Genomic DNA, 26,475 nt, shown 5'->3' on the forward strand with positions numbered 1-26,475 from the left:
CGCGACCGCGGTCAGCCCTGCAGGAATCCGCCGATCGCGGCGGCGACCTCGCGCGGCTGCTCCATGTGCAGGTGGTGGCCGCCGGCCATCACCAGCAGCTCCCCCGCCGGCAGCAGCGCGGCGCGGGCGCGCCGCACCGGGTCGGGCAGGTAGGGCTGGGCCGGATCCGCGAACAGCACCTTCACCGGGCAGGTGATCCCGGCCACCAGGTCCTCGACCTGCGCCTCGGTCATGCGAACCATGGTCGGCAGGGTCAGGCGCGGGTCGCTGCTCCAGCGCCAGCCGCCATCCACCGCTTCGGTTCCGCGCTCGACCAGCAGGCGGGCGACCGCCTCGCCGAGGCCGTTGGCCTGCATGCGCGCGCGGACCGCCAGCTCGAGGTCCGGGAACACGCGCAGGCGCTTGCCGGGCAGGGCACGGGTGGCCTCGACCGCCTGGCGCAGGCGCTCCACCGTGCGCTCGGGTACCTCGGCCAGCGCGCCGAGGGCCTCGATCGCGACCAGTCGCTGCACGCGCGCCGGACAGGCCGCGGCGACCAGGCTGGCGATGCCGGCGCCCATCGAGTGGCCGAGCAGGGTGAAGTGCTCCCAGCCCAGGGCATCGGCGATATCGAGCACGCCGTGCACCGCGCCGGCGAAGGAATAGTCCATGCCGCGCGGCAGATGGTCGCTGCGGCCATGGCCGGGCAGGTCCGGGACCACCAGGTCGAGACCCTGCAGGAACGGCGCCAGCGGCGCGAAGCTCGCGGCGTTGTCGAGCCAGCCGTGCAGGGCCAGCACCCGCGGCGCGCCCTCGGCGCCGGCGCGCAGCCCGCGCACCGTGCCGCCCGGGAGCGCCAGCTCGAAGCCGCGGGTCAGGCCCACGCGGCGAATTCGCGCTGCGCCAGGTCCGCGATCGCGCGCGCATGCGCGGGATCGTCATTGAGGCAGGGGATGTAGGACAGCGTCTCGCCGCCGGCCTCGCGGAAGAATTCCGCGTTCTGCATCGAGATCTCCTCCAGCGTTTCCAGGCAGTCGGCCGAGAACCCCGGGCAGACGACATCGATGCGCCGGATGCCCTCGGCCGGCAGCGCGCGCACCGTGGCATCGGTGGCCGGCGACAGCCACTTGCCGCCGCCGAAGCGCGACTGGAAGGTCAGCTGCCACTCGCCGTCGGCGAGTCCCAGCGCGGCGGCGACGGCCTCGGCGCTGGCATGGCACTGCCGCTCGTAGGGGTCGCCCTTGTCGACCAGGCGCTGCGGGATGCCGTGGAAGGAGAACAGCAGCCGCTGGCCGCGCCCGTGCTGGTCCCAGTGGCGGCGGATCGAGCCGGCAACGGCGTCCACCCAGCCCGGATCGACGTGGTAGTCCTCGAGCATGCGCGCGGCCGGCAGCTCGCGCCCGATCACGTCCGCCACCGACGCGGTGGTGGTGGTCGAGTACTGCGGGTACACCGGCAGCACCAGCACGCGCGCGCCTGCCGCCCGCAGCTCGCGCAGCCGCCGGGTGAGCGCGGGCTCGCCGTAGCGCATCACGTGCTCGACGTGCACGCCCGGCATCAGCGGCTGCACCGCCGCGGCCAGCCGGCGCGTGTGCACCTCGAGCGGCGAGCCGCCGTCCATCCAGATCTCGGCATAGTTGTGCGCGACCCGGCGCGAGCGCAGCGGCAGCACCACCAGCCGCAGCAGCGGCAGCCAGAACAGCCGCGGCAGCTGCACCACGCGGGGATCGGCCAGGAACTCGCCGAGGTAGCGCGAGACCGCCTCCGCGGTTGGCGCCGAGGGCGTGCCGAGGTTGGCGAGCAACAGGACGTCGCGGGAAGCAGGCATGGAGTCGGTCATCGGTCAGCGGGCTGGCGTCGGCGAGCGTTGCCGCAAGTGTACGGAGGCTCGCGCGGCCACGCCCGCGACGGCGCTGAAACGCTGAGGCTCATGGCCGATTCATCGCGCCGCGCCTAGCCTCAAGGCGCCGCACCGCGGTCGACAGCGCGTGCTTCGCGCCGCATCCTCATACGCATCCGTCCGTCCGGAGTCCCACATGACCGCCAAGCGCCACCTGCTCCGCCTGCCCGTCCTGGCCACTGCGCTGTCCCTCGCGCTCGCCGCCGCGCCCGCCGCCGCCGGTCCCCGCGAGGACGCGCGCGCGGTCAATGCGGTGCGCGTGCTCACCGACATCCAGGCGATCCCGGAGTCGGCGATCCCGGAAAAGCTCTTCGACGAGGCGCGCGCGATCGTCGTCGTGCCCGACACCATCAAGGCCGGCCTGGTCATCGGTGGCCGCCGCGGCCACGGCATGATGTCGGTGAAGAACCCCGATGGCACGTGGTCGAACCCGAGCTTCGTCAAGCTCACCGGCGGCAGCATCGGCCTGCAGGCCGGCGTGCAGTCCGCCGACGTGGTGCTGGTGTTCCGCAGCGACCGCGGGCTGGAATCGATCGTCAACGGCAAGTTCACCCTGGGCGCGGATGCCGCGGTCGCGGCCGGCCCCGTCGGCCGCAACGCGTCCACCGCCACCGACGGCGAGCTCAAGGCCGAGATCTGGTCCTGGTCGCGCGCCCGCGGCCTGTTCGCGGGCATCGCGCTCGACGGCGCGGTGCTGTCGATCGACGACGCGGCCAACGAGGCCGCCTATGGCCGCGACACCACGCCGCGGATGATCTTCGAGGGCCGCGCCAACGGGCAGCCCTCCACGCCGGTGGTCGAGTTCCGCGACAGCCTGGAGGAAGCCACGGCGCTGGCGCGCGCCAACCGCGGCACCGAAGGCGCAGCCGCGCACGCACGCACCCGCGTGGCCGCGACGCCCGCACCCGCCCCGGCGCAGGGCGCGATGGTGGAAACCTCGCCGATCGGCAGCGGCACGACGCCGACCCAGGGCCCCGGCGCCTTCGAGCCGGTCGACGGCACGCAGGTGACCTCGGAACCGCTGCCAGCCGACAACCTGCCGGCGCCGCTGCCCGATCCCATCGACTGAAGCATCCCTCGCCCGCGATCCGGTCGCGGGTGACTTGCTATCCTGAGCCCCCGAACACATCCAGGTACCGCGGCAATGGGCAGTTTCAGCATCTGGCATTGGATCATCGTCCTGGTGGTCGTGCTGCTGATCTTCGGCACCAAGCGCCTGCGCGGCGCCGGTCGCGACCTTGGCGAGGCGGTGAAGGGCTTCAAGAAGGGCATGGCCGACGACGACGCCCCCGCCGGCCAGCTCGGCGACCAGTCCCGCGAGGGCGAGCGCAAGGCCGAGCGCGACAGCGACTCCGTCGGGCGCTGATCCCGGGCGCGGCGTCCGGGCATGTTCGACCTCGGCTTCGGCGAACTGCTGATGATCGCCCTGGTGGCGCTCGTGGTCCTCGGACCCGAGCGCCTGCCGAAGGCCGCGCGCTTCGCCGGCCTGTGGGTGCGGCGCGCACGCGCGCAGTGGTACTCGGTGCGCTCCGAGCTGGAGCGCGAGCTGGCGGCCGAGGAGCTCAAGCGCAATCTGGATTCGGTGCGCAGCTCCGCCACCGATTTCGAGCGCCAGGCGCGCAGCGCGGTCGACGACCTGGACGCCGGCGTGCGCAAGGCGGACGCTGACGCCCGCCAGGGCTTCAGGGCGCTGCGCGACGATCTCGCCGGCGAGCGGGCGGCGCCGGACGCGCCCACCCCGGGCGAAGGCGCAGCATCCGGCACCCCCGCCGTGCAGGAACCTTCGGTCACGCCCGCAGCCGACGGAGACGCCGATGGCCGAGGCTGACGGCGAAGGCAACATCTTCGACCACCTGCTCGAACTGCGCTCGCGCATCCTCCGCGGGCTCGTGGGCCTGGGCGTGGTGCTGGCCGCGCTGCTGCCGTTCGCCAACACCCTCTACACCCGCCTGTCGCAGCCGCTGGTCGACAAGCTGCCCGCGGGCGCGCAGCTGATCGCGGTCGAGGTCGCGTCGCCGTTCTTCGCGCCGCTCAAGCTGGCGTTCTTCGCCGCGCTGGTGCTGAGCATGCCGTGGCTGCTCTACCAGGCCTGGGCCTTCGTCGCGCCGGGACTCTACCGGCGCGAGAAGCGCCTGGCGTTTCCGCTGCTGGCGAGCTCGCTGCTGCTGTTCTACGCCGGCTGCGCCTTCGCCTTCTTCGTGGTGCTGCCCTCGGTGTTCGGCTTCCTCACCATGGTCACGCCCGAAGGCGTGGCGATGATGACCGACATCAACGCCTACCTCGACTTCGTGTTGGTGATCTTCCTCGCGTTCGGCCTGAGCTTCGAGCTGCCGGTGGCGCTGGTGATCCTGGTGCTGATGGGCTGGGTGACGCCGGCGCAGCTGCGCGAGGCGCGCGGCTACGCGATCGTCGGCATCTTCATCCTGGCGGCGATCATCACGCCCCCGGACGTGATCTCGCAGCTGATGCTGGCGATCCCGATGTGCCTGCTGTACGAGGCCGGGATCATCGCCGCGCGGATGCTGTCGCGGCGCGAGCCCGCCGCCGGCACCGCCGGCCCGGACTGATGCGTCCCGCCGGCTTCTGGCGACGCGGCGCAGCGTGGTCGCTGGATGCGCTGCCCGTCGGCCTGGCGACGCTGGCGCTGTGCGTCGGGTCGATGCGCCCGGCGTCGGGCGCCCTGGCCGCGGCGTGGAGCGTGCTGGTGGACGCCTTGGCGCAGCGCATGGCGGGCGTGGTCAGCGGCGCGATGGCGACCGGTGCAGGTGCGGACGCGGCTTCCGGCGCCGGCGCGCTGCTGGCATTGACGCGCGGTGCGCTGCGCGATCCGGCGCTGCTCGCCGCGGCGCGCGACGTGCAGGCGGCGCTGGCCGCGCTCGCGGTCCCGCCGCTCGCGGTGTTCGCGGCGCTGTTCCTCGCCTGGTGCGTGGGCTTCGAAGGCTCGTCGCTGCGCGCGACGCCCGGCAAGCGCGCGCTGGGCCTGCGCGTGGCCACCGTGGCCGGGGGCGATGCCGCGACCGGACGCCTGCTGCTGCGCTTCCTGGCCGGGACGCTGTCATGGCTGAGCCTCAACGTCGGCCACCTGCTGGCCGCCATCCCGCCGGCACATGCGGCACTGCACGACCGCCTCAGTGCGACGCGCGTGGTCCTGGCGGCGGATGCGCCGTCAACGATGCCGCGCTGGGCACGCGCCTGGCTGTGGCTCCTGGCCGCCGCGCTGCTGCTGGCCACCGCCTGGGCGGCGGCGGCCATGGGCGCGGCCATGCAGGCCGCCCTGGATCGCGCGCTCCGGGGCTGAGCCCGGGGCGGCGGTCGGACGAAACGCCGGGCCGCGGGCGTCAGACGGCGACGCGGGTGCCGTCGTCGCGGCCGGCGCTCTCGCCGTCGCCGCAGATGTCGCGCCACATGGCGTACATCACGCCGAAGCTCACCACGATCATCACCAGCACCAGCAGCAGGTAGACCGGGATCCCGACCACCACGGCGATGATCATCGCCGTGGTGCTGCCTCCGGCGAGGCCGCCGAACAGCACCGCCAGCAGGCCGACCACCATGCCGATCACCAGCATCGCCACCAGGCCCAGCAGCATCAGCACCACCAGCGGCAGCACGTTGCGCACCGCGCCGGCGGCACCGTCGCCAAGCGCGCCGCCGATCCCGCGGTTGCGCAGCGCCACCTGGCCGAGCGCGATCGCCTGCGCGGCGTAGGTCAGCACGCCCACCACCATCACCACCGCCAGCATGCGGCCGAAGCCGGGCGGCATCTCGGCCATCTGGTCCGGCGTCACCGCCGTCGCCGAGGCCATGTTCTCGAGGTACCAGCGTCCGGCGTCGGGCGCGGCCAGCATCACGCCGCCCGCGATCAGCAGGTACTGCAGCAGCGCCAGCAGCACCAGGATCACCATCGCCTGCACCCAGGCGCTGCGATCGGAGAAACCGGAGAAGACCTGGGTGGCGCTCGCGGGACGACCGGCCTCGACCGCGTCGATCAGCCGCAGGTAGCCCACCATCAGCGCGGCCATCAGCGCCAGCAGCGGCAGGGTCACCAGCAGGCTGCCCGCCAGCTGGGCGCCCATCCCCGCGGGCATCAGCATCGCCGCCAGGATGCTCAGGACCATCGCCGCGGCGAACACCACCACCAGCAGCAGGGCCGCGCCGCCGAAGATCGCCTTGGGGTTGCTTCCACCCAGGTTCACAGCGGCCATCAGCCAGCGCCAGCCGGCGGCCGGGCCCATCGTGCGTGTCGTCATCCCGTTCCCCGATTGCATGTGGTGTCAGCGTGGCGGCGCCACGCCGGCCATCGTACCCGATGGTTCAGGCGTGGCGACGCGCCCGGCGCACGAAGCGGCGCAGCACGCGGCGCGCGTCCGGCGCTGCGCGCACCGCGGCGTGGATCGCCGCGGCATCCTGCCCGCCGCGCTCCAGGTTGGCGGCGCGCGCGCGCACGTAGCCGCGCATGTGGTCGGCGCTGAACTCCGGATGGAACTGCACGCCCCAGGCCGACTCGCCCCAGCGGAAGGCATGGCGGTCGTCGAGCGTGGAGCTGGCCAGCACGATCGCGCCCTCCGGCGGGCGGATCACGCTCTGCAGGTGCGTGGCCTGCGCCTGGATGCGCGCGGGCAGGCCGGTGAACAGGGGATCCTCGCCGGCCGCGGGATGCAGTTCGAGGTCGACCGTGCCCATCTCGAGCCCGCGCGGGTTGTCGGCGACCTCGCCGCCCAGGGCATGCGCCAGCAGCTGGTGGCCATAGCAGATGCCGAACACCGGGGCGCCGCCGTGCGCGGCGTCGCGCAGCCAGTCGGCGGTGCGCTCGCTCCACGCTTCGCGGTCGCTGACCATGGCGCCCGAGCCGCTGACGATCACCCCGGCATGCTCGCCGTGTGCCGGCGGCGCATCGCCCGCCTGCACGTTCACCACCTCGACCTCGCCGCGCGCGAGTCCCGCGGCGGTGCGGATCCAGTGCGCGAAGCCGCCGTGGCGACGCATCGAAGGCACTGGCTGGCCGGTCTCGACGACGAGGAAGGGACGCGAGTTTCGGATCATCGACGACACCGGAAAGAGGCGCGCAGCCGCAAGGGCCGGGCGGAGGGGCCCGCTATACTAGCGCGTCCCCAATTCATGGCGCCGGCGTCCCCCTGGCCGGCCCGGAGCACGCATGACCGCACCCACCTTCCAGCAGCTGATCCAGCGGCTCAACGAATACTGGGCCGCGCAGGGCTGCGTGCTGATCCAGCCGCTCGACCTCGAGGTCGGCGCAGGCACCTTCCATCCCGCCACCTTCCTGCGCTCGATCGGGCCGGAGCCGTGGAATGCCGCCTACGTGCAGCCCTGCCGCCGCCCGACCGACGGCCGCTACGGCGAGAACCCCAACCGGCTGCAGCGCTACTACCAGTACCAGGTGGTGATGAAGCCTTCGCCCGACAACATCGTCGAGTTGTATTTCGAGTCGCTGAAGAGCCTGGGCGTCGACCCGCTGGTGCACGACCTGCGCCTGGTCGAGGACAACTGGGAATCCCCGACGCTCGGCGCCTGGGGCCTGGGCTGGGAGGTGTGGTTGAACGGCATGGAGGTGACCCAGTTCACCTGGTTCCAGCAGGCCGGCGGCATCGAGTGCCGCCCGGTGCTCGGCGAGATCACCTACGGCCTCGAGCGCCTGTGCATGTACCTGCAGAACGTCGACGATGTGTTCGACCTGGTGTGGACGCACGGCCCCGACGGCACGCCGGTGACCTATCGCGACGTCTACCACCAGAACGAAGTCGAGCAGAGCACCTACAACTTCGAGCACGCCGACGTCGCCGAACTCTTCCACCGCTTCGACGCCTGCGAGGCCGAGGCGCTGACATTGGTCGAACTCGGCCTGCCGCTGCCGGCCTACGAGCAGGTGATGAAGGCCAGCCACAGCTTCAACATGCTCGACGCGCGGCGCGCGATCAGCGTCACCGAGCGCCAGCGCTACATCCTGCGGGTGCGCAAGCTGTCGCAGGCCGTCGCCGAGGCCTACCACGCGCAGCGCGAAAAGCTCGGCTTCCCCGGCCTGCGCGGCGCGCCGGCCCACGCCGCCTGACCCCGGGGCCCCACGATGACCGATACCGCACCGCTCCTGATCGAACTGGGCACCGACGAGCTGCCCGTCAACGCGCTGCCCGGCCTGGCCCGCGCCTTCCTCGACGGCGTGCGCGATGCACTGTCGCGCCGCGGCGTGGCCTTCGCCGATGGCGCGCGTCCGCTGTACACGCCGCGCCGGCTGGCGGTGCTGCTCGATGGCGTGGCCGTCGCCCAGCCCGAGCAGTCCTCGGAGGTCCTCGGGCCCTACCTCAACATCGCCCTCGACGGCGACGGCCAGCCGACGCGCGCGCTGCAGGGCTTCGCGCAGAAGGCCGGCGTCGAGTGGACGTCGCTTGAACGCACCCGCGACCAGAAGGGCGAGCGCTTCGTGCACCGCTCGGTCACGCCGGGCGCGGCCACCCGCGACCTGCTGCAGGCGGTGCTGGACGAAGCGATCGCGGCGATGCCGATCCCCAAGCCGATGCGCTGGGGCGCGCACGCGCACGCATTCGCCCGGCCGGCGCACTGGCTGGTGGTGCTGCTGGGCGACGAGGTCGTGCCCGCGAGCGCCTTCGGCATCGCGTCCGACCGCATGAGCCGCGGCCACCGCTTCATGCACGACCGGCCGGTCTGGATCGGCACGCCCGGCGACTACGTCGACGGCCTGCGCGCCGCCAGGGTGCTGGTCGATCCCGAAGAGCGGCGCGACGCGATCGTCGAAGGCGTGCAGGCCGCGGCGACCGCCGGCGGCGGCGTGGCGCGCATCGAATCCGGCAACCTCGCCCAGGTGGAATGCCTGGTGGAATGGCCGCATGCCGTCGCCTGCTCGTTCGAGCACGAGTTCCTCGCGGTCCCGCAGGAGGCGCTGGTGGCGACCATGGAGGCCAACCAGAAGTTCTTCCCGGTGCTCGATGCCGAGGGCCGGCTGTCCGAGCGCTTCATCGGCGTGGCCAACGTCGTGCCGCGCGACGAGACCGAGGTGCGCAAGGGCTACGAGCGCGTGATCCGCCCGCGCTTCGCCGACGCCAGGTTCTTCTTCGTCGAGGACATGAAGCAGGGGCTGACGGGGATGAACGCCGGCCTCGCCGGGGTCACCTACCAGGCGAAGCTCGGCAGCGTGGCCGACAAGGCCGCGCGCGTGGCGAAGCTGGCCGAATCGCTGGCAACCGCCGTCGGCGTGGCTCCGGCCCTGGCCCGCGAGGCGGCGCTGCTGTCGAAGGCCGACCTGCAGTCGCGCATGGTCAACGAGTTCCCCGAGCTGCAGGGCATCGCCGGCCGCTACTACGCGATCCAGGATCCCGCCCTGGCCGGGCTGGCGCGCGAGGATCGCGAGGCGCTGGCGAACGCGCTCGACGAAGCCTGGCAGCCGCGCGGCGCGGGCGACGCGATCGCGCCGTCGCCGCTGGGCCGGCTGCTCGCGGTGGCCGAGCGCGTCGACACGCTGGCCGGCGGCTTTGCCGCGGGGCTCAGGCCCACCGGCAACAAGGACCCCTTCGCGCTGCGCCGCGCCGCGCTCGGACTTGCGCGGACGATCATCGAAGGCGGGCTCGAACTCGACCTGCCCGCGACCCTCGCCGCCGCCATCGCCGCGCTGCCCGAGGCCGCGCGCCCGCAGGGCGACGCCGCGCGCACGCTGGCCACCGAGCTCTACGACTTCGTCCTCGACCGCCTGCGCGGGTATTACGCCGACCGCGGCGTGCCGACGCAGCACTTCAGTGCCGTCGCCGCACTGCGTCCGGCGTCGCTGGCGGATTTCGACCAGCGCATCGCGGCAATCGCCAGTTTCGCGAAGCTGCCCGAGGCCGAGGCCCTGGCCGCCGCCGACAAGCGCATCCGCAACATCCTGCGCAAGGCCGACGGCGTGATGGCCGAGGACGTCGATACCGCGCTGCTGGTCGAGCCCGCCGAACGGGCGCTGTCGACCGCGGTCGAGGCGGCCTGGTCCGAGGCGGGTCCGGCGCTGGATCGCGGCGACTACGTGGCGGCGCTCGCGCGCCTGGCGCGCCTGCGGCCCGAGGTCGATGCCTTCTTCGACGCGGTGATGGTGAATGCCGAAGACCCGGCGCTGCGCAACAACCGCCTGGCCCTGCTCCAGCGGCTGGCGAAGCGCCTCGGCGCAGTGGCGGAACTCGGCCAGCTGTCGGCCTGAAGCCTCCGGATCCCCCGTGCACCACGCCGTGCTCCTGTAGGAGCCGCTATAGCGGCGATCGAATGCTCCGGTAACCCGATCGCCGCTGTAGCGGCTCCTACAGTTCCGATCAGCGGGGGCGGGTCCAGGGACGACAGGCATTCCAGTGCATCCGAAGGACCCTGCGTTAAGGGTCCGTCGACACCCCACCGGTATCCTCCCCGAATGCCCACGCCCCACCGCGCCGCTGTCGCCGCCGTCCTCTTCGCCATCGCCGGCAGCGCCGTCATCGGCAGCGCCCACGCCGCCAGCGTGTCCTCGGTCGAGATCGTGGGGCTCGACGAGGAGATGGAGGAGAACGTGCGCACCTCGCTGTCGCTGGTCGATGCCATCGGCAGCGACGTCACCTGGCGCCGGCTCGCCTACATGATGCGCGCGGCCGGCGACGAGACCCGCGAGGCACTCGAGCCCTTCGGCTACTACTCCCCGCGGATCGTGGTCGAGCGCGTGCGCGGCGGCGAGCGCCGGGTGGTGCTCGACACCGCGGCACAGGAGGAACAGGAGGCCTCGGACAGCGCCGCAGCCACCGCGCAGGCGGTGCGCGAGGCCGGCGCCAGCCGCGCCGCGGGCGATGCCCAGGCGCCGGTGGCCGTGGTGGTGACGGTCGAACCCGGCGAACCGGTGCGCGTGCGCCGCGCCGACATCGCGATCATCGGCGAGGGCCACGACGACCGCTACCTGCAGGAGGAGCTGGACGACTTCATCCCGCGCGAGGGCTCGATCCTCGACCACCCGTCCTACGAGTCCAGCAAGACCCGGATCAGCCGCCGGCTGGCCGAGCGCGGCTATTTCGACGCCGACTTCAGCGCGCGCCGCGTGGCGGTGACCCGCGCCGAGCAGGCCGCCGACATCGAGCTGGTGTGGACCAGCGGCGAGCGCTACGACATGGGGCCGACCCGCTTCGTTCAGTCGCCCACCGAAGTGGTCGACAACGCCCTGCTCGAGCGCCTGGTCTACTGGGACGAGGGCGAGTACTACCACCAGGGCCGCCTGGATCGCCTGCGCACCTCGCTCAGCCGCCTGGACTACTTCAGCCGCATCGACATCACGCCGCGCCCGGAAGACGCCGTTGACGGCGAGGTGCCGGTGGACGTCAGCCTCACGCCCGCCAAGCGCGACGTCTATACCGCCGGCCTCAGCTACGGCACCGACAGCGGCGCCGGCATCCGGCTCGGGCAGGAGCGCCGCTACGTCAACCGGCGCGGGCACAAGGCGCTGTGGCAGCTGGACTATGCAAGCCGGCGCAAGACGCTGTCGCTGCAGTACCGGATCCCGGCCTTCCGCTGGCTCGACGGCTGGTACACGGTCGGACTGCAGGCCGCCGACGAGCAGACCGACTACATCGATACCCGCCGCGTCGAGTTCGCCGCCAGCCGCAGCGGCCAGTACAACCGCAACCTCAACCTCCTGGCCTCGGTGCACGCGCTGCGCGAGCGCTGGGCCTACGAGTACGAGAACGACGGCGATCCGACCACGCCGCCGGTCTACCGCTATGCGACCTTCACCTATCCGTCGCTGCGCGCGACCTACGTCGACCTCGACGACACCCTGTTCCCGCGCGCCGGCTACAGCGGCAGCTTGCAGCTGCGCGGCGGGGTCGAGGGCGCGGGCTCGGAAGCCACGTTCTTCCAGTTCCACGCGCGCGCGCACTGGTACCTGGGCTTCGGCGAGAGCGACCGGCTGATCCTGCGCGGGGAGTACGGCCGCACCGAAACCGATGCGCTGGTCGACATGCCGCCAAGCCTGCGCTTCTACGCCGGCGGCGACGGCAGCATCCGCGGCTACGAATGGCGCGAGGTCGGCCCGCGCGTGGTCGACGCCGACGACGAGGGCTTCGCGCTGGGCGCGCGCCACGTGGTCACCGCGAGCGCCGAGTACGAGCACTACTTCGGCGGCGGTCCCTGGGGCATGGCCGCCTTCGTCGACACCGGCAGCGCGTTCGGCGGCTCGCCGGAGCTGCGGACCGGCGTTGGCGTCGGCCTGCGCTGGCAGACGCCGGTGGGTCCGCTGCGCCTGGACGTCGCGCGCGGCCTGGACGATCCGGATTCCCCCTTCACCCTGCACCTCAACATCGGCACCAGCCTGTGATGGCGCGCGCGTCGGTCCCGCCCGAGGTCAGCCCCGAGGAGCGCGAGGCGCGGATCCGCGAGCTGCGCGCGCGCCGCAAGGCACGCATGCGCACGCTGGCGCGGCGCAGCGCCATCGGCACCACGGCGCTGGTGGCGCTGGTGCTGGTGGCCGGCTGGTGGCTGCTGGGCACGCTCGGCGGCCGCGACTTCCTGCTGTCGCAGGTGGTGTCGCGCCTGCCGGCCGGCACCACGCTGGAGTGGCGCGCGGCCGAGGGCCCGGCTTCCGGCCCGCTGACGCTGCACGACGTGGTCTTCCAGCAGCTGGTCTGCCCGGAGGTCGATGACCAGCCGGTGCCCTACGGCCAGTGCGCCGCGCCCAACACGCTGCGCTTCAGCGCCAGGCGGATCACGCTCGACCCGGCGCTGCGTCCGCTGCTGGGCCGCACGCTGCGGCTCGACGCCGCCCAGGTGGAGGGCGCGCTGCTGGAGCTGCCGCCGTCCGACGACGGCGAGCCCTTCTCGCTGCCGCGCTGGCCCGAAGTGCTGCCGCAGATCGAGCCGCCGCTGGGCCTGCAGGCCGACACCATCGAGATCGACGGCTTCCGCGTGCTGCGCGGCGGCGAGCCGCTGATCGACATCGCCGACGTGCGCGGCGGCGTGGAAGCCCGGAGCGGCCTGCTGCGGCTGCGCCAGATGATGGTGCACAGCGACCGCGGCGACCTGCTCGCCGATGGCGAGTACGCCCCGGCCGACGACTACCGGATGGACCTCACCGTCTCCGCCCTGCTGCCCGCGCCGGCCGGCAGCACCCGGCCACGCCTGGGCCTGGTGGCGCGCGGCGACGTGTCGGCGCTCGACGTCGCGCTTTCCGGACACGCGCCGGCCCCGGTGCGCGTGGCGCTGGGCCTGCGCGGCGCGGGTGCGCCCGAGTGGAGCTTCAGCGCAGTGAGCGAGGCGCTGGACCCGGCGCTGCTCGCGGGCCTGGGCGAGCCGGGCACCCCGGTGGCCTTCGACCTCGCCGCCCGCGGCACCGGCGGACGGGCCGAGCTGCAGGGCGACCTCGCCTACGGCGACCTGCGCGCGACCATCCAGCCCTCGGTCGCGAGCCTCGACGAGCAGGTGCTGGAGTTCGATCCGCTGGTGGTCGACGTGCTCGACGGCCGGGTCACCGTCACCGGCCGCGGCGACTTCCGCGATCCGAAGGCCGCCGACCTGCGCTATGCGGTGGTGGCACGCGGCGTGAGCTGGTCGCCCACCCCGGACGCCGGTGCCGCGGCCACGCCGGCCCCGACGCCCGATCCGGCCGCGACGATCCGCGCCGACGCCGACCTGGGAATCGCCGGGACCGCGGCGCTGTGGGCGATCGTCGGCGAGGCGAGCCTGGAACGCAACGGCGAGACCGCCGAGGTGGAGCTGAAGGGCCGCGGCGACCAGCAGCGCCTGGACATCGGCACCCTGGTGGCGAGCACCCCCACCGGTCGCCTCGAGGGCAGCGGGCACGTGGCCTGGGCGCCGGCGCTGGGCTGGGACTTCACCGCGGCCCTGACCGGCTTCGACCCCGGCTACTTCGCTCCCGGATTCGACGGCGCCATCGATGGCCGCCTCGCCACCACCGGCAGCACCCGCGACGACGGCGGCCTCGACCTGCGCGTCGACGCCGACGCGCTGGGCGGTCAGCTGCGCGGGCGGCGGCTGGGCGGACGCGCGGGCTTCGCCATGCGCGGCGCGGCGCCCGGCGGGACCGGTGTCGCCGCGTTCGAGGGCGAGGCGGCGCTGAGCGTGGGCCAGAGCCGCATCGACGCCAGCGGCCGCGTCGACGACCGGCTCGACATCCAGGCGTCGCTGGCCCCGCTGCGCCTGGACGACCTTCTGCCCGGCGCGGCCGGCCGGATCGAGGGCCAGGTGACCGTGGCCGGCGGGCGCGACAGCCCGGATGTCCGCGCCGACCTTGCCGGCAGCGGCCTGCGCTACGCCGACTACACCGCCGACCGCCTGCAGCTGCGCGGCCACCTGCCCTGGCGCGGCGGCGGCGGCACGCTGGACGTGGATGCGGCCGGGATCCAGGCCGGCATCGCGCTGGACACGCTGTCAGTGCAGGCACGCGGGGCGGTGGAAGACCTCCGGCTGGACGCGCGCGCGGCCGGCGGGATCGGCACGGCGTCGCTCTCGGGCAGCGCGCGTCGCGCCAACGGCCTGTGGCGCGGCACCCTCGACAGCCTGCAGGCCGCACCGGCGCTCGGCGCCAGCTGGCAGCTGGGCTCGGCGGCGAACGTCGCGCAGACCGCTGGCGGCGGCTTCACCCTTGCTCCGGCCTGCCTCGCCTCCGACGTCGGTGGCCGGCTCTGTGCGAGCGCCGACTGGCCGCGGCAGGGGCTGGCGATCGACGGCCAGGCGCTGCCGCTGGCCCTCGTCGGGCCCTACCTGCCGACGCAGGACAGCGGCCGGCCCTGGTTCCTCGACGGCAGCCTCGACATCGACGCCCGCCTGCGTCCCGCCGGCAACGCCTGGCAGGGCCACGTCAACGTCGCGTCCGGCAACGGCGCCCTGCGCACCAGCGCGCGCTCACGCCGCGACGTGCTGTCCTACAGCGGCCTGGCGCTGGAGGCGGTGTTCGACGCCAACCGCATCGACGCCAGCCTGGGCCTGGGCTTCAACGGCAATGGCCGCATCACCGCGCGCCTGCGCACCGGCTGGGACGCGTACGCGCCGCTCGAGGGCCAGCTCACCGCCGCGACCAGCGAGCTGACCTGGCTGGAGCTGTTCTCCCCCGATATCGTCTCGCCCACCGGACGGCTGGACGCGGACGTCGCCCTGTCGGGCACCCGCGCGGCACCGGCGCTGGGCGGCTACGCGACGCTGTCGGACTTCGCCGCCGAACTGCCCGCGCTCGCGATCGCGATCGTCGACGGCCAGGCGCGGCTCGACGCCCTGCCCGACGGCAACGCGCGCATCAGCGGCAGCCTCGGCACCGGCGGCGACAGCCGCCTGGCGATCGACGGCAGCCTGGGCTGGCGCAGCGAAGGCGCGCCGCTGCAGCTGCGCGTGAGCGGTCGCGACGTGCTGGTATCCGACACCCGCGACCTGCGCGCCGTGGCCAGCCCCGACATCGAGGTGCGCTACGCCGCCGGTCGCCCCTTGCAGGTGACCGGTCGGGTGCTGGTGCCCAGCGCGCGCATGGACCTGGAGCGCCTGAGCGACGGCGTGTCCGCGTCGCCCGACGTGGTCGTGCTCGATCCGGTGGATCCCGAGGAAGGCCCGTCGCTGCCGATGGAGCTCGACCTGACGCTGGCGATGGGCGACGAGGTCAGCATGAATGGTTTTGGCCTCGAGGGTGCGCTCACCGGCGAGCTGCGCGTGGTCTCGCGTGCGGGCCGCGAGATGACGGGTTATGGCCTGCTCGAGGTCGGCGGTCGCTACGAGGCCTATGGCCAGGAGCTGGCGATCACCCGCGGGCGCCTGTCGTGGTCGAACACGCCGGTGTCGGATCCGCTGCTGGACATCCGCGCCGAACGCCGCGTCGGCGACGTGACCGCGGGCATCGATGTCAGCGGGCGCGCCTCGGCGCCGCGCGCGCAGGTGTGGACCGATCCCTCCAGCGACGAGTCCGAAGCGCTCGCGCTGCTCGCCTTGGGCCGCCCGCTTTCCAGCCTGAGCGGTCGCCAGGCCAGCGACCTCGACGCCGCCTCGGCCGCGCTCAACGCCGGTGGCAGCCTGCTGGCCGGGCAGATCGGCAAGCGCATCGGCCTGGACGACGCCGGGGTGATGGAGTCGCGCACCCTGGGCGGCAGCGTGTTCGGCATCGGCAAGCAGCTGTCGCCGCGGCTGTACGTCGGCTTCGGCGTGTCGCTGCTCGGCAGCGGCCAGGTGCTGACCCTGAAGTACCTGCTGCGCAAGGGCTTCGACGTCGAGATCGAGTCGAGCTCGCTGGAAAGCCGCGGCTCGATCAACTACCGCCACGAGCGCTGATCGCGCGGCGGCGGCCTGGCGGTCGCCGCGCCGCGCCCACCGGCGTCAGCGCGGAACGATGCGCGCGCCGTGCAGGCTGGCGACGCCGTCCACGGCGTCGGTCCAGACCACGTGCGCCACGCCGCCGGCCACCGCCAGCTGCGGGAAACCGGTGCCGCGGCCACGGCCCGCCAGCCGTGCGACCTCGAGGCGCTGGTATTCGGTGGCCAGGTCGGGCGAGCGCCGCGACAGCCACAGCGACTGGCCTTCGCCGTCCTCGCGCAGCCACAGGATCCAGGCCTGCGCCGGGTCCAGCGCGACGGCGACTCGACCATGCACCGCATCGCCGGCGTCGAGCACCACGGGAGCGGCGAAGCTGTCCCCGGCATCCGCGCTGTGCGCCACGCGCACCTCGGGCTCGCCGGAGGCGGCGGTGTACCAGCCGACCACGGCGGCCTCGCCGTGCGCGGCGACGGCCGGGCCGTTCACCGGGCACGCCGCCATTTCCCAGCCATCGGCATGCACCGGCTTCGGCGGCGTCCACGCGTCGCCGTCGAGGCGGGTGGCGAGGATGTCGCGCACTTCGCCCGCCGTGCGCCCGCGGTAGACCAGCAGCGGCCCGCGCGCGGTCACCGCGGCGCTGGTCTGGCAGCAGTCGCAGACGCTGGCGTCGATCTCGACCTCGGCGCCGCCGCGCAATCCGGCGTCGAAGCTCGTGGCGCGCAGGGTCATCGCGCCGTCCGCCCCGACGCCGCCAGCCGCGTGCGCACCGGCGGTGTTGCGACCGTCGAGCCAGGCGATGCCCAGGCCGTCCTGCGGCTGCCGCCACATCGAGACGAAACCATGTTCGGTCCGGGTGCCGTCGGCGTGCGGGCGCACCGGCTCGCTCCAGCGGCGGCCGCCGTCGCGCGAGACCGCCAGCACCACGTCGTAGGCGGCGGGCGCATCGCCGTTCTTCTGCAGCCAGTGCGCCCACAGCGCGCCGTCGGCGGTGGCCATGATGTGCGGGGTGTCGGCCCAGTTCACGAACATGCTGTTGCCGACCGCGATCGTGGCCGGCGCGGTCTCCCAGCGCGCGCCAGCGAGGTCGTAGCTGGAGAACTGGAAGATGTGCCGGCGGCCGGGCTGCGAGTTGATCCACGACAGCAGCAGCCGGTCGCCGTCGACCGCCACCAGGTCGGGCAGGGCGGAGCCGGGCAGCATGGCCGGCAGCGGCCACCCGGTGACCACGCGCTCGAGCGCGGGATCGGCGATGGCGGTGCTGGACGGGACGTCGGCGGCGGGCGCCGGTGCCTCGTCGCCGCAGCCGGCGACGAGGCCCAGCACGGCGAGGGCGAGGATGGCGGTGCGCATGGCCCGAGCGTACCGTGGCAGCGACCCTGTCCACCACCTCTGCCGCCTGCGCGTGGCCCGCGCGGTCCGCTGTGTCAACGGGTACCGCGCGCCGGCATGCGGGGGGACAATCGGCGGTTCCGCGCCAAGCGCCGCATGACGACCGCCTCCCGATGTCCGAAGTGTCCCCCGCGCTCGCGCGCAAGATCGCCCAGACCATCGCCGCCGAGATCGGCGCCCAGCGCAGCCAGGTCGAGTCGGCCGTCGGCCTGCTCGACGAGGGTGCGACCGTGCCCTTCATCGCCCGCTACCGCAAGGAGGTCACCGGCGGCCTGGACGACACCCAGCTGCGCGACCTCGAAGCACGCCTGTCCTACCTGCGGGAGCTCGAGGACCGCCGCGCCGCGATCCTCGCCAGCGTCGACGAGCAGGGCAAGCTGAGCGACGAACTGCGCGCCGACATCGAGGCCGCCGACAGCAAGTCGCGGCTGGAGGACCTGTACCTGCCCTACAAGCAGAAGCGCCGCACCCGCGCCCAGATCGCGCGCGAGGCGGGCCTGGAGCCGCTGGCCGACGGGCTGCTGGCCGATCCCTCGCAGGTTCCCGAGGAAGTCGCGCTGCGCTACGTCGACACCGACAAAGGCGTGGCCGATGCCAAGGCCGCGCTGGACGGCGCGCGCGCGATCCTGCTCGAGCGCTGGGGCGAGGACGCCGCGCTGATCGGCGAACTGCGCGAATGGCTCGCCGAGCGCGGCGTGATCCGCTCGAAGGTGGTCGAGGGCAAGGAGGCCGCGGGCGAGAAGTTCCAGGACTACTTCGACCACGCCGAGCCGCTGGCGAAGATTCCCTCGCACCGCCTGCTGGCCCTGTTCCGCGGCCGCCGCGAGGAGTTCCTGGCGCTCGAACTGGAGCCGGGCGCCGACGTCGAGGCCGGCAATGCGTATGCGGAGGGCCGGATCGCGCTGCGCGCGGGCATCCGCGCCTCCGGCCGGCCCGCCGACGCCTGGCTGCTCAATGCCTGCCGCCTGGCCTGGCGCGCCAAGCTGCAGCTGCACCTGATGCTCGACCTGTTCTCGCAGGCGCGCGAAAAGGCCGAGGCCGAGGCGATCGCGGTGTTCGGCGACAACCTGCAGGACCTGCTGCTGGCCGCGCCGGCGGGCCCGAAAGCCGTGCTCGGCCTCGACCCGGGCCTGCGCACCGGCGTCAAGGTCGCGGTGGTCGACGCCACCGGCAAGCTGGTGGCCACCGACACGATCTACCCGCACGAGCCGCGCCGGCAGTGGGACCAGTCGCTGGCCAGCCTGGAGAAGCTGTGCACCGCGCATGGCGTGCAGCTGGTCGCGATCGGCAACGGCACCGCCTCGCGCGAAACCGACCGGTTGGCCGGCGACCTGCTGAAGCGCGTCCCTGCGCTGGCGATGCAGAAGATCGTGGTCAGCGAGGCGGGTGCCTCGGTGTACTCCGCCTCGGAAACCGCGGCGAAGGAATTCCCGGACCTCGACGTCTCGATCCGCGGCGCGGTGTCGATCGCGCGGCGGCTGCAGGACCCGCTGGCCGAGCTGGTGAAGATCGAGCCCAAGGCGATCGGCGTGGGCCAGTACCAGCACGATGTCGACCAGTTCAGGCTCGCCCGCGCGCTGGATGCGCGGGTCGAGGACTGCGTCAACGCGGTCGGCGTGCACGTCAACACCGCCTCGGGCGCGCTGCTCTCGCGCGTGTCCGGCCTGTCGTCCACGGTGGCGGCGAACATCGTCGCGCACCGCGATGCCAATGGGCCGTTCAAGCGCCGGAAGGACCTGCTGAAGGTGCCGCGCCTGGGCGAGAAGACCTTCGAGCAGTGCGCCGGCTTCCTGCGCATCGCCGATGGCGACGAGCCGCTGGACGCATCGGCCGTGCACCCGGAAGCCTATCCGGTGGTCGAGCGCATCGTCGCCGCCACCGGCAAGCCGATCCAGGCGCTGGTCGGCGACGGCGGTTTCGTGCGCACGTTGAAGCCGCGCGACTACGTCGACGCGCGCTTCGGCGAGCCGACCGTGCGCGACATCCTCGCCGAGCTGGAGAAGCCCGGCCGCGATCCGCGCCCCGAGTTCAAGGCGGCGAAGTTCGCCGACGGGGTCGAGGACATCAAGGACCTGCGCGAAGGGATGATCCTGGAGGGCGTGGTGAGCAACGTCGCGGCCTTCGGCGCCTTCGTCGACATCGGCGTGCACCAGGACGGCCTGGTCCACATCTCGGCGCTGTCGGATCGCTACGTCAAGGATCCGCGCGAGGTGGTCAAGGCCGGCGACATCGTCCGGGTGAAAGTGCTGGAGGTCGACGTGGCCCGCAAGCGCATCGCGCTGACGCGGCGCCTGGACGATGCCCCGGCGCCGCGCGAGCAGCGCCAGGACGCGCGCCGCGACGCCGGTCCGAGGGGCGAGCGGGCTGGCCAGGGGCACCGCGGCGGCGGTTCGCGTCCGGCCGGCGGCGCCGCGCCGCGCGGTGGTGGCGGCGGCTCCGTGCGCCCGGCGGCCGCGCCGGCCAACAGCGCGTTGGCCGACGCCTTCGCCCGCGCCAAGGGCGGCTGATCCGGCGGTCCCGTCCCCGCCACACGCGGGACGGAACCGGACCTCAGACCGCGACGACGCGGTCGCGCCCGCGCTGCTTGGCGTCGTACAGCGCGCGGTCGGCGCGCCGCAGCAGGGCGTCGGCGCCTTCGCCGCGTGCGCGCTCGGCCACGCCGATGCTGATCGTGCAGGCCAGCACCTCGCCATCGGGCGCGATGCGCAGCGCGGCCACGTCGCGCCGCGCGCGCTCCAGCCGCAGCACCGCGTCCTGCAGCCGGGTGCCGCGGATCACCACGGTGAACTCCTCGCCGCCGGTGCGGCCGATGAAGGCCGCCGGATACTGCAGCGATGCGTGCAGCTGCCCTGCCACGCGCGCCAGCACGCGATCGCCGGCGAGGTGGCCATGGCGGTCGTTGATGTCCTTGAAGCGGTCGATGTCGATGATCGCCACGCACATCGGCGCACCGCCGGCTTCCGACTGGCCGATCGCCGCGGCCAGGTCCTGGTCGCTGGCGCGGCGGTTGGGCAGGCCGGTCAGCGGGTCGTGGCTGGCCTGGTGCGCGAGCTGCTCCATCAGCAGCTCGCGCTGGCGCGAGGCGTCCTCGAGCTGGCGGTTCTTCTCGCGCAGCTCCTCGGTGCGCTGGGCCACGCGCGTCTCCAACCGCCGCTGGCGCGCACGCTGGTGGCGCCCGAGCCACTGGTGGATCCCGGCGAACAGCAGCAGCAGGCCCGCCACCATCGCCGCACGCGCGTCCGGCCGCGACCACCAGGGCGCCGCGACCTCGAGCTCCAGCCGGGCGGTGCCGGCCGGGCGCGACCAGTCCACCGGCGCGCGCGCCACCTGCAGCTCGAAGCCCAACGGGCCGGGCGGCAGGTTGGTGTAGGTGACCTCGCCGGCGTGCGCGGCCTCGATCCATCCGGCGTCGAGGCCGTGCATGCGGTAGCGGTAGCGCAGGCCTCCCGGGTTGCGCAGGCTGATGCCGGTGAAGCCGATGCCCAGGCGCGCGCCCGCGGGCAGCGCCTGCAGCTGGCCGGGCGCGAGCGGCGCACCGTCGACCACCAGGTCGTCGACCACCAGCGAGACGACGCCGTCCAGCGCATCCATGACCCGCCGTGGATCGAAGACCGCGATCCCGCGCGCGGTCGGCAGCCACAGTTCGCCGTCGTGCATGCGCCATCCCGCGGGCGCGCTGCCGCCGTTGGCCTGGCGGCTGGGCATGCCGTCGTCGCGGGTGAAGCCCTGCAGGTCCAGGCGCGCGCTGCGGCCCTGGTCGACGGCGTCGAAGGCGGCGAGCGGGATCCGGGTGACGCCGTCGTTGCCGCTGATCCAGAGGTTGTCGAAGTCGTCGCCGAGGATCCGGAACACCGTGCTGCCCGACAGCCCCTGCTCGCGGCCGTACAGGCGGAAACCCGCGGCATCGTGGCGCAGCAGCCCACGGTCGCTGGCGATCCACAGGCCGCCGCCGGACGCGGGCAGGAAGTCGAGCGCCGACAGCGCGGGATAGTCGCGTTCGGCCTGCAGCACCTCGACGCGGCCGTCGGGTTCGACCCGTGCCAGCCCTCCGAGGAACCCGACCCACATCCGCCCGTTGCCGGTCCAGTGCAGCGCGCGCACCGGCAGCGCCGGCAGCCCTGGCAGCGGTTCGACCTCGAGCACGCCACGGCGCCAGGCCATCAGCCCGCGCTCGGTCCCGATCCACAGCGTGCCCTGCGCGTCCTCGGCCAGCACGCGGACCTGCTCGGTGGCCAGGCGGCCGTCGACCCCGCCCAGCGCGCGCACCGGGGCCGCCGGGCCCGCGCCCACGTGGAGCACGCCGCGGTTGTAGGTGCCGGCCCAGACGCCGCCGTCGGCGGCGCGCGCCAGCGACAGCACCGAGCCGCGCGGCTGGCCCTGCTTCGGATAGACCTCTTCGATGTCGGCGCCGCGCATCCGGCTCAGGCCGCCGGAGTGACCGATCCACACCTGCCCGTCGCGCGTCTGCAGCAGGCTGCGGATGTAGTCGGTGGGCAGGCCGTGCTGGCGTCCGACGCCCCAGACCGGGCCATCCGAGACCCGGAACAGCCCGTGGGTGGTCCCGAACCAGACCAGCCCCTCTCGACCTTCGTACAGCGCCCCGGTGGCGTAGCCCTCCACGCCGTGGCGGGCGTCCAGCGCCTGCCAGCGCCCCTTCCAGAACCGCAGCATCCTGGACTCGGTGGCGGCCACCCAGACCGCGCCCTGGCGGTCCTCGAGCAGGCCCTCGACGCGTTCGCTGCGATGGCGCTCCAGCCGGCCCTGGCGGTAGCGCCAGGCCCCGGCGTCGCCGCCGACCCAGATGTCGCCTTCGCGGGTCGTCTCGAGCACCCGGACCTCGCCACGCGGCAGGCCGAGGCGTTCGCCCAGCGGCTCGAGTTCGCCGCCGTTCCAGCGGTGCAGGCCGCGGCGGTTGCCCACCCACAGGCTGCCGTCCGGATGCGCGACCAGGGCCAGCACCGGCTGCGCCACCAGGCTGGCACCGCCCTCCACCCGGATGCAGTCGCCCTCGCCTCCGACGCGGTACAGGCCGTCGCGGGCCGCCACCCAGGCCCGGCCATCGCGGCCCGCGGCCACGCGCATCGCGTCCAGCCGCGGGAAGCCGGTGCAGGCCGGCCGCACCGCGCCATCCGCGAGGACCCGCCTCAGGCCGAGGTGGTCGACGGCGGCCAGGAAGCTGCCATCGGCGTCGCGCCAGAACAGCCGCGAGGGCAGGCGGCGGCCTTCGGCGTGGTTGAGCGCTTCGACCTCGCGGAACTGGCGGCCGTCGAAGCGCACCGTTCCTTCCCAGGTGGCGATCCAGAGGAAGCCGTCGTCGGTCTGGACGATGTCGTGGACCTGGCTGTGCGGCAGGCCGTCGTCCGCGCTCCAGCGGGTGACCGTGTAGCGCTCGGGCGGCAGCCCCGGATCCAGCGCGAGGGCCGCGCCCGCCGCGGCCAGCAGCGCGCAGACGAGCAGCACCGCCCACGCACGGCGCAGCCGCGGCGCGACGCCGGCGCACATTCGGGAAGACACGCCTGGCATTCGGGTCGCAACGTGCCCCTGTTCACGTCTCCGCGGCAGTGTAGCAAGCGCCCGCACGGGCCTGGGCCGCACCTCGCGGCTGCAGTCCCGGCCCCGGCGGCTGCAGCCGCAGCCGCGTGATGGGACAATGGCGGGCCATGTCCCAGCGCCTGCCCCTCACCCTCCTGGACGCCGACCCGCGCCCGGTCCCGCCCGAAGCGCCCCTGCCCAGCGACTGCTGCGACAGCGGCTGCGACCCCTGCGTGAACGACAGCTACGCCGACGAGCTGCAGTATTACCGCGAGCAGCTGGCGAAATGGCTGGAGCGCCATCCCGGCGCCGCCGGCGACTGAGGCCTCAGGCCCACTCGCGATCGGCGGTGAAGGCGATGGTGAGCCAGCGGTCGGGGCTGTCTTCTCCGATCGCCTCGCCGATCTCGTCGCGCAGCTCGTCCCAGGCTTCCAGCGTGCGCGCCGGCCACCCGCGCGGCACGATGAAGAACACCTCGATATGCCGGCCACGGCCCTTGCGCACCACGTAGGCCCGGTGCGACAGGAAGCCTTCGCGTTCGACGAAGGCGCGCGCGACCGCGTCGACGTGCTGCTTCAGCAGCGGCGGCGTCACCATCAGCACGTCGGCCAGCGCCGCGCGCACGGTGCGCAGCGGCAGCGGGAGGATCACCAGGCACACCAGGGCCAGCACCGCCGGATCGACGTAGGGCACCATCCAGTCGTAGCGCGTGCCCTGGATCGCCACGCCGACGACGAAGGCCACCAGCAGGGCCGCGGTGATCGCCGCCGAAATCAGCCAGGCCTGCACGTCGATCAGCACCAGCGGCGAGCGCAGGCGCCGGTTGGCGCGATGGCCGTACGCGGCCATCGCCAGGCTGACCGCCAGGGTGACCACGGCATAGGCGATCGCCTGGCCGAACTGAAGTTCGCGGCCGCCGGACAGGAAGCTGCCGATGGCATTGATCAGCGCGTAGCTGGTGGAACCGATCAGCAGCAGGCCGGTCGCCCCCAGCACCATCGGCTCGAGGTGCCAGACGCCCATGGTGAAGCGCTCCTCGAGCTCACCGCCGCGCTCGCCGCTGGCGCCATAGGCCGCGATCATGTTGGCCACCAGCAGGGCGAGCATGCTGGCCAGGGCGTCGAACAGCGAGTACACGCCGTCGAAGACGATCGCGAACGAGCCCGACGCGAGGCCCGCGACGATGCCCAGCGCCGCCACCAGCACGGTCGCGAAGATCGACGCGCGCAGCACGGCCTGCTCGCTGCCGGCGGCCGGCGCGTCGGTGGAGGGAAGATGGAGACGGTCCATGGCGACAGCTTGCCGCCCGGACCGCGGCGGCGCCATCGGCCAGGCCGCCCGGGAGCGGATGCTCGCCAGCGGCGCGCGGCCGCATCCCACGTCGAGCCTCAGGCCGCGGCGATGCGCCGCGCGCGCTCCAGGTGCACCAGCAGCAGCGAGATCGCCGCCGGGGTCATGCCGGGGATTCGCTGCGCCTGGCCGACGGTCTGCGGCCGGACCTGCTCCAGCTTCTGCCGCAGCTCGGCGGACAGGCCGCGCACGGTGGCGTAGTCGAAGCCCCCCCCGATCAGCGCGTCCTCGCTGCGTCGCTGGCGCGCGATCTCCTCGCGCTGGCGTTCGAGGTAGCCGGCGTACTTGGCCTCGATCTCGACCTGTTCGGCCACCGCCGCATCCGCCACCGCCGGGCCGAACGACGCCACGGACGCCAGTTTCGCGTAGTCGAGCTCCGGGCGGCGCAGCAGGTCGAGTCCGCTGCACTCGCGGCTGATGTCGATGCCGAGGGTGGCGGCGGCGTCGCGCCCGGTGGCGTTGTTCGGCGAGGCCCACAGCGCGCCCAGGCGCTGCGTTTCGACGGCGACCGCGTCGCGCTTGCGCGCGAACGCGCTCCAGCGCGCGTCTTCGACGAGGCCGAGCCCGCGGCCAACGGGGGTCAGCCGCAGGTCGGCGTTGTCCTCGCGCAGCTGCAGCCGGTACTCGGCGCGGCTGGTGAACATGCGGTAGGGCTCGACGGTGCCGTGGGTGATGAGGTCGTCGACCAGCACGCCCAGGTAGGCCTGGTCGCGGCGCGGCGCCCAGCCCTCGCGGCCCTGCACGGCGCGCGCGGCGTTCGCCCCGGCGAGCAGTCCCTGCGCGGCGGCCTCTTCGTAGCCGGTGGTGCCGTTGATCTGGCCGGCGAAGTACAGCCCGGCGACGGCCTTGGTCTCCAGCGTCGCCTTGAGTCCGCGCGGATCGAAGTAGTCGTATTCGATGGCGTAGCCCGGGCGGGTGATGTGCGCGCGCTCGAAGCCCTGCACCGAGCGCACCAGCGCCAGCTGCACGTCGAATGGCAGCGAGGTCGAGATGCCGTTGGGATAGATCTCGGCCACGCCGAGGCCTTCGGGTTCGACGAACACCTGGTGGCTGTCCTTCTCCGCGAAGCGCACCACCTTGTCCTCGATCGAGGGGCAGTAGCGCGGCCCGGTGCCTTCGATCTGCCCGGAATACAGCGGCGAGCGATGCAGCGCGGCGCGGATGATGTCGTGCGTGCGCGCCGTGGTCTGGGTGATCCAGCACGACACCTGCGCCGGGTGGTCGTCGCGCGTGCCCATGAACGAGAACACCGGACGCGGGTCGTCGCCGGGCTGCTCGACCATCACCGAATAGTCCAGCGTGCGGCCGTCGATGCGCGGCGGCGTTCCGGTTTTTAGGCGGTCGACGACGAAGGGGCCTTCGCGCAGGCGTTCGGCCAGCCGCGTCGAGGGCGGATCCCCCATGCGCCCGCCCGCGTGCTGCGCTTCGCCCACGTGGATGCGGCCGGCCAGGAAGGTGCCCGCAGTGAGCACCACCGCCGGCGCATCGAAGCGCAGTCCGGTGTGGGTGATCGCACCGCGCACCGTGCCGCCCTCGATCACCAGGTCGTCGACCGCGGCCTGGAACACCGTGAGGCCCGGCTGCGCTTCCACGGCACGGCGGACGAAGGCGCGGTACAGCGCGCGGTCGGCCTGGCAGCGCGTCGCGCGAACGGCCGGACCCTTGGACGCGTTGAGCCGGCGCCACTGGATGCCGGCCGCGTCGGCGGCGCGCGCCATCAGTCCACCCAGCGCATCGATCTCGCGCACCAGGTGGCCCTTGCCGATGCCGCCGATCGCCGGATTGCAGCTCATCGCACCGATGGTCTCGATGCTGTGCGTGAGCAGCAGCGTGCGCGCGCCGGCACGCGCCGCGGCGAGCGCGGCTTCGGTGCCGGCGTGGCCGCCGCCGATCACGATGACGTCGTGGCGATGGAAGTCGTGATGCATTTCGCAATTATCGCGCTTGGCCGCGTCGATGCGGCGGGCGGAGGGAAGTTGGCACGCATCCTGCATTCGATACAGGCGCACCCGGGATGGCAATCGCCTAGGGGGGCGTGGCCGGAGATTGGAACAGGGCTGGCCAAGCGCATC

19 protein-coding genes are annotated in these 26,475 nt (G+C 73.6%); 11 read left to right on the forward strand and 8 right to left on the reverse strand.

The features are described from left to right. Window positions 1–11: 11 nt before the first annotated feature. Window positions 12–863 carry an alpha/beta hydrolase gene (locus JG616_RS07425; RefSeq protein ID WP_343224994.1) on the reverse strand — a complete coding sequence of 284 codons (852 nt, stop codon included), beginning with the start codon at window positions 861–863 and terminating at the stop codon, window positions 12–14. Continuing rightward, window positions 854–1,807 carry a ferrochelatase gene (gene hemH / locus JG616_RS07430; protein WP_199392171.1) on the reverse strand — a complete coding sequence of 318 codons (954 nt, stop codon included), beginning with the start codon at window positions 1,805–1,807 and terminating at the stop codon, window positions 854–856. Before hemH ends, JG616_RS07425 begins: the two co-directional genes overlap by 10 nt. Before the next feature lie 226 nt (window positions 1,808–2,033). On the opposite strand from hemH, the gene JG616_RS07435 reads away from it, so the two are divergent. From JG616_RS07435 to JG616_RS07455, 5 genes are all read left to right on the forward strand, one after another. After that, the gene (locus JG616_RS07435) at window positions 2,034–2,948 is read left to right on the forward strand and encodes a lipid-binding SYLF domain-containing protein (RefSeq protein ID WP_199392255.1); all 915 of its coding nucleotides are present in this window, start codon (window positions 2,034–2,036) and stop codon (window positions 2,946–2,948) included. 75 nt (window positions 2,949–3,023) lie between these two features. Beyond that, entirely contained in the window at window positions 3,024–3,245 is a 222-nt protein-coding gene (tatA, locus tag JG616_RS07440; protein ID WP_199392172.1) for a Sec-independent protein translocase subunit TatA, read from the forward strand. 21 nt (window positions 3,246–3,266) lie between these two features. Then, window positions 3,267–3,707, forward strand: a complete 441-nt coding sequence (gene tatB / locus JG616_RS13650) for a Sec-independent protein translocase protein TatB (protein WP_235973010.1) — start codon at window positions 3,267–3,269, stop codon at window positions 3,705–3,707. Further along, window positions 3,694–4,446 carry a twin-arginine translocase subunit TatC gene (tatC, locus tag JG616_RS07450; protein ID WP_199392173.1) on the forward strand — a complete coding sequence of 251 codons (753 nt, stop codon included), beginning with the start codon at window positions 3,694–3,696 and terminating at the stop codon, window positions 4,444–4,446. Before tatB ends, tatC begins: the two co-directional genes overlap by 14 nt. Beyond that, entirely contained in the window at window positions 4,446–5,177 is a 732-nt protein-coding gene (locus JG616_RS07455) for an RDD family protein (protein WP_199362563.1), read from the forward strand. The genes tatC and JG616_RS07455 overlap by 1 nt, the downstream gene beginning before the upstream one ends. Window positions 5,178–5,217: 40 nt before the next feature. Here JG616_RS07455 and JG616_RS07460 read toward each other — a convergent pair whose 3' ends face one another. Together JG616_RS07460 and JG616_RS07465 are read right to left on the reverse strand one after the other, a co-directional pair. Continuing rightward, window positions 5,218–6,129, reverse strand: coding sequence for a hypothetical protein (locus JG616_RS07460; protein ID WP_199362564.1), 912 nt, complete (start codon window positions 6,127–6,129; stop codon window positions 5,218–5,220). A gap of 64 nt (window positions 6,130–6,193) precedes the next feature. Further along, window positions 6,194–6,922 carry a glutamine amidotransferase gene (locus JG616_RS07465; protein ID WP_199392174.1) on the reverse strand — a complete coding sequence of 243 codons (729 nt, stop codon included), beginning with the start codon at window positions 6,920–6,922 and terminating at the stop codon, window positions 6,194–6,196. Window positions 6,923–7,034: 112 nt separating this feature from the next. Here JG616_RS07465 and glyQ point away from each other — a divergent pair, with 112 nt between their 5' ends. From glyQ to JG616_RS07485, 4 genes are all read left to right on the forward strand, one after another. Further along, a complete protein-coding gene (gene glyQ, locus JG616_RS07470; RefSeq protein ID WP_199362566.1) occupies window positions 7,035–7,946 on the forward strand; it encodes a glycine--tRNA ligase subunit alpha in 912 nt (303 codons plus the stop codon). Between the two features lie 15 nt (window positions 7,947–7,961). Then, entirely contained in the window at window positions 7,962–10,076 is a 2,115-nt protein-coding gene (gene glyS, locus JG616_RS07475) for a glycine--tRNA ligase subunit beta (protein ID WP_199392175.1), read from the forward strand. Window positions 10,077–10,280: 204 nt separating this feature from the next. Further along, entirely contained in the window at window positions 10,281–12,203 is a 1,923-nt protein-coding gene (locus JG616_RS07480) for an outer membrane protein assembly factor (protein WP_234446528.1), read from the forward strand. After that, window positions 12,203–16,150, forward strand: a complete 3,948-nt coding sequence (locus JG616_RS07485) for a translocation/assembly module TamB domain-containing protein (protein ID WP_199392176.1) — start codon at window positions 12,203–12,205, stop codon at window positions 16,148–16,150. Before JG616_RS07480 ends, JG616_RS07485 begins: the two co-directional genes overlap by 1 nt. Window positions 16,151–16,195: 45 nt before the next feature. Here the strand turns inward: JG616_RS07485 and JG616_RS07490 are convergent, their stop codons facing one another. Further along, window positions 16,196–17,482: a sialidase family protein gene (locus JG616_RS07490; protein ID WP_199392177.1), complete on the reverse strand. Its 1,287-nt coding sequence runs from the start codon at window positions 17,480–17,482 to the stop codon at window positions 16,196–16,198. 152 nt (window positions 17,483–17,634) lie between these two features. Here JG616_RS07490 and JG616_RS07495 point away from each other — a divergent pair, with 152 nt between their 5' ends. After that, the gene (locus JG616_RS07495; RefSeq protein WP_199392178.1) at window positions 17,635–20,028 is read left to right on the forward strand and encodes a Tex family protein; all 2,394 of its coding nucleotides are present in this window, start codon (window positions 17,635–17,637) and stop codon (window positions 20,026–20,028) included. Between the two features lie 43 nt (window positions 20,029–20,071). Here the strand turns inward: JG616_RS07495 and JG616_RS07500 are convergent, their stop codons facing one another. After that, the gene (locus JG616_RS07500; protein WP_199392179.1) at window positions 20,072–23,023 is read right to left on the reverse strand and encodes a ligand-binding sensor domain-containing diguanylate cyclase; all 2,952 of its coding nucleotides are present in this window, start codon (window positions 23,021–23,023) and stop codon (window positions 20,072–20,074) included. Between the two features lie 158 nt (window positions 23,024–23,181). Between JG616_RS07500 and JG616_RS07505 the strand changes: the two genes are divergently transcribed. After that, complete coding sequence (locus JG616_RS07505; protein WP_199392180.1) at window positions 23,182–23,376, forward strand: oxidoreductase-like domain-containing protein; 195 nt, start codon at window positions 23,182–23,184, stop codon at window positions 23,374–23,376. Window positions 23,377–23,380: 4 nt separating this feature from the next. Here JG616_RS07505 and JG616_RS07510 read toward each other — a convergent pair whose 3' ends face one another. Both JG616_RS07510 and mnmG read right to left on the reverse strand, forming a co-directional pair. Continuing rightward, complete coding sequence (locus tag JG616_RS07510; protein WP_235973011.1) at window positions 23,381–24,343, reverse strand: cation transporter; 963 nt, start codon at window positions 24,341–24,343, stop codon at window positions 23,381–23,383. 98 nt (window positions 24,344–24,441) lie between these two features. Then, entirely contained in the window at window positions 24,442–26,331 is a 1,890-nt protein-coding gene (gene mnmG, locus JG616_RS07515; protein WP_199392182.1) for a tRNA uridine-5-carboxymethylaminomethyl(34) synthesis enzyme MnmG, read from the reverse strand. Between the last annotated feature and the right edge of the window lie 144 nt (window positions 26,332–26,475).

This window comes from Luteimonas sp. MC1895 (genome assembly GCF_016457215.1).
Lineage (GTDB): Bacteria > Pseudomonadota > Gammaproteobacteria > Xanthomonadales > Xanthomonadaceae > Luteimonas.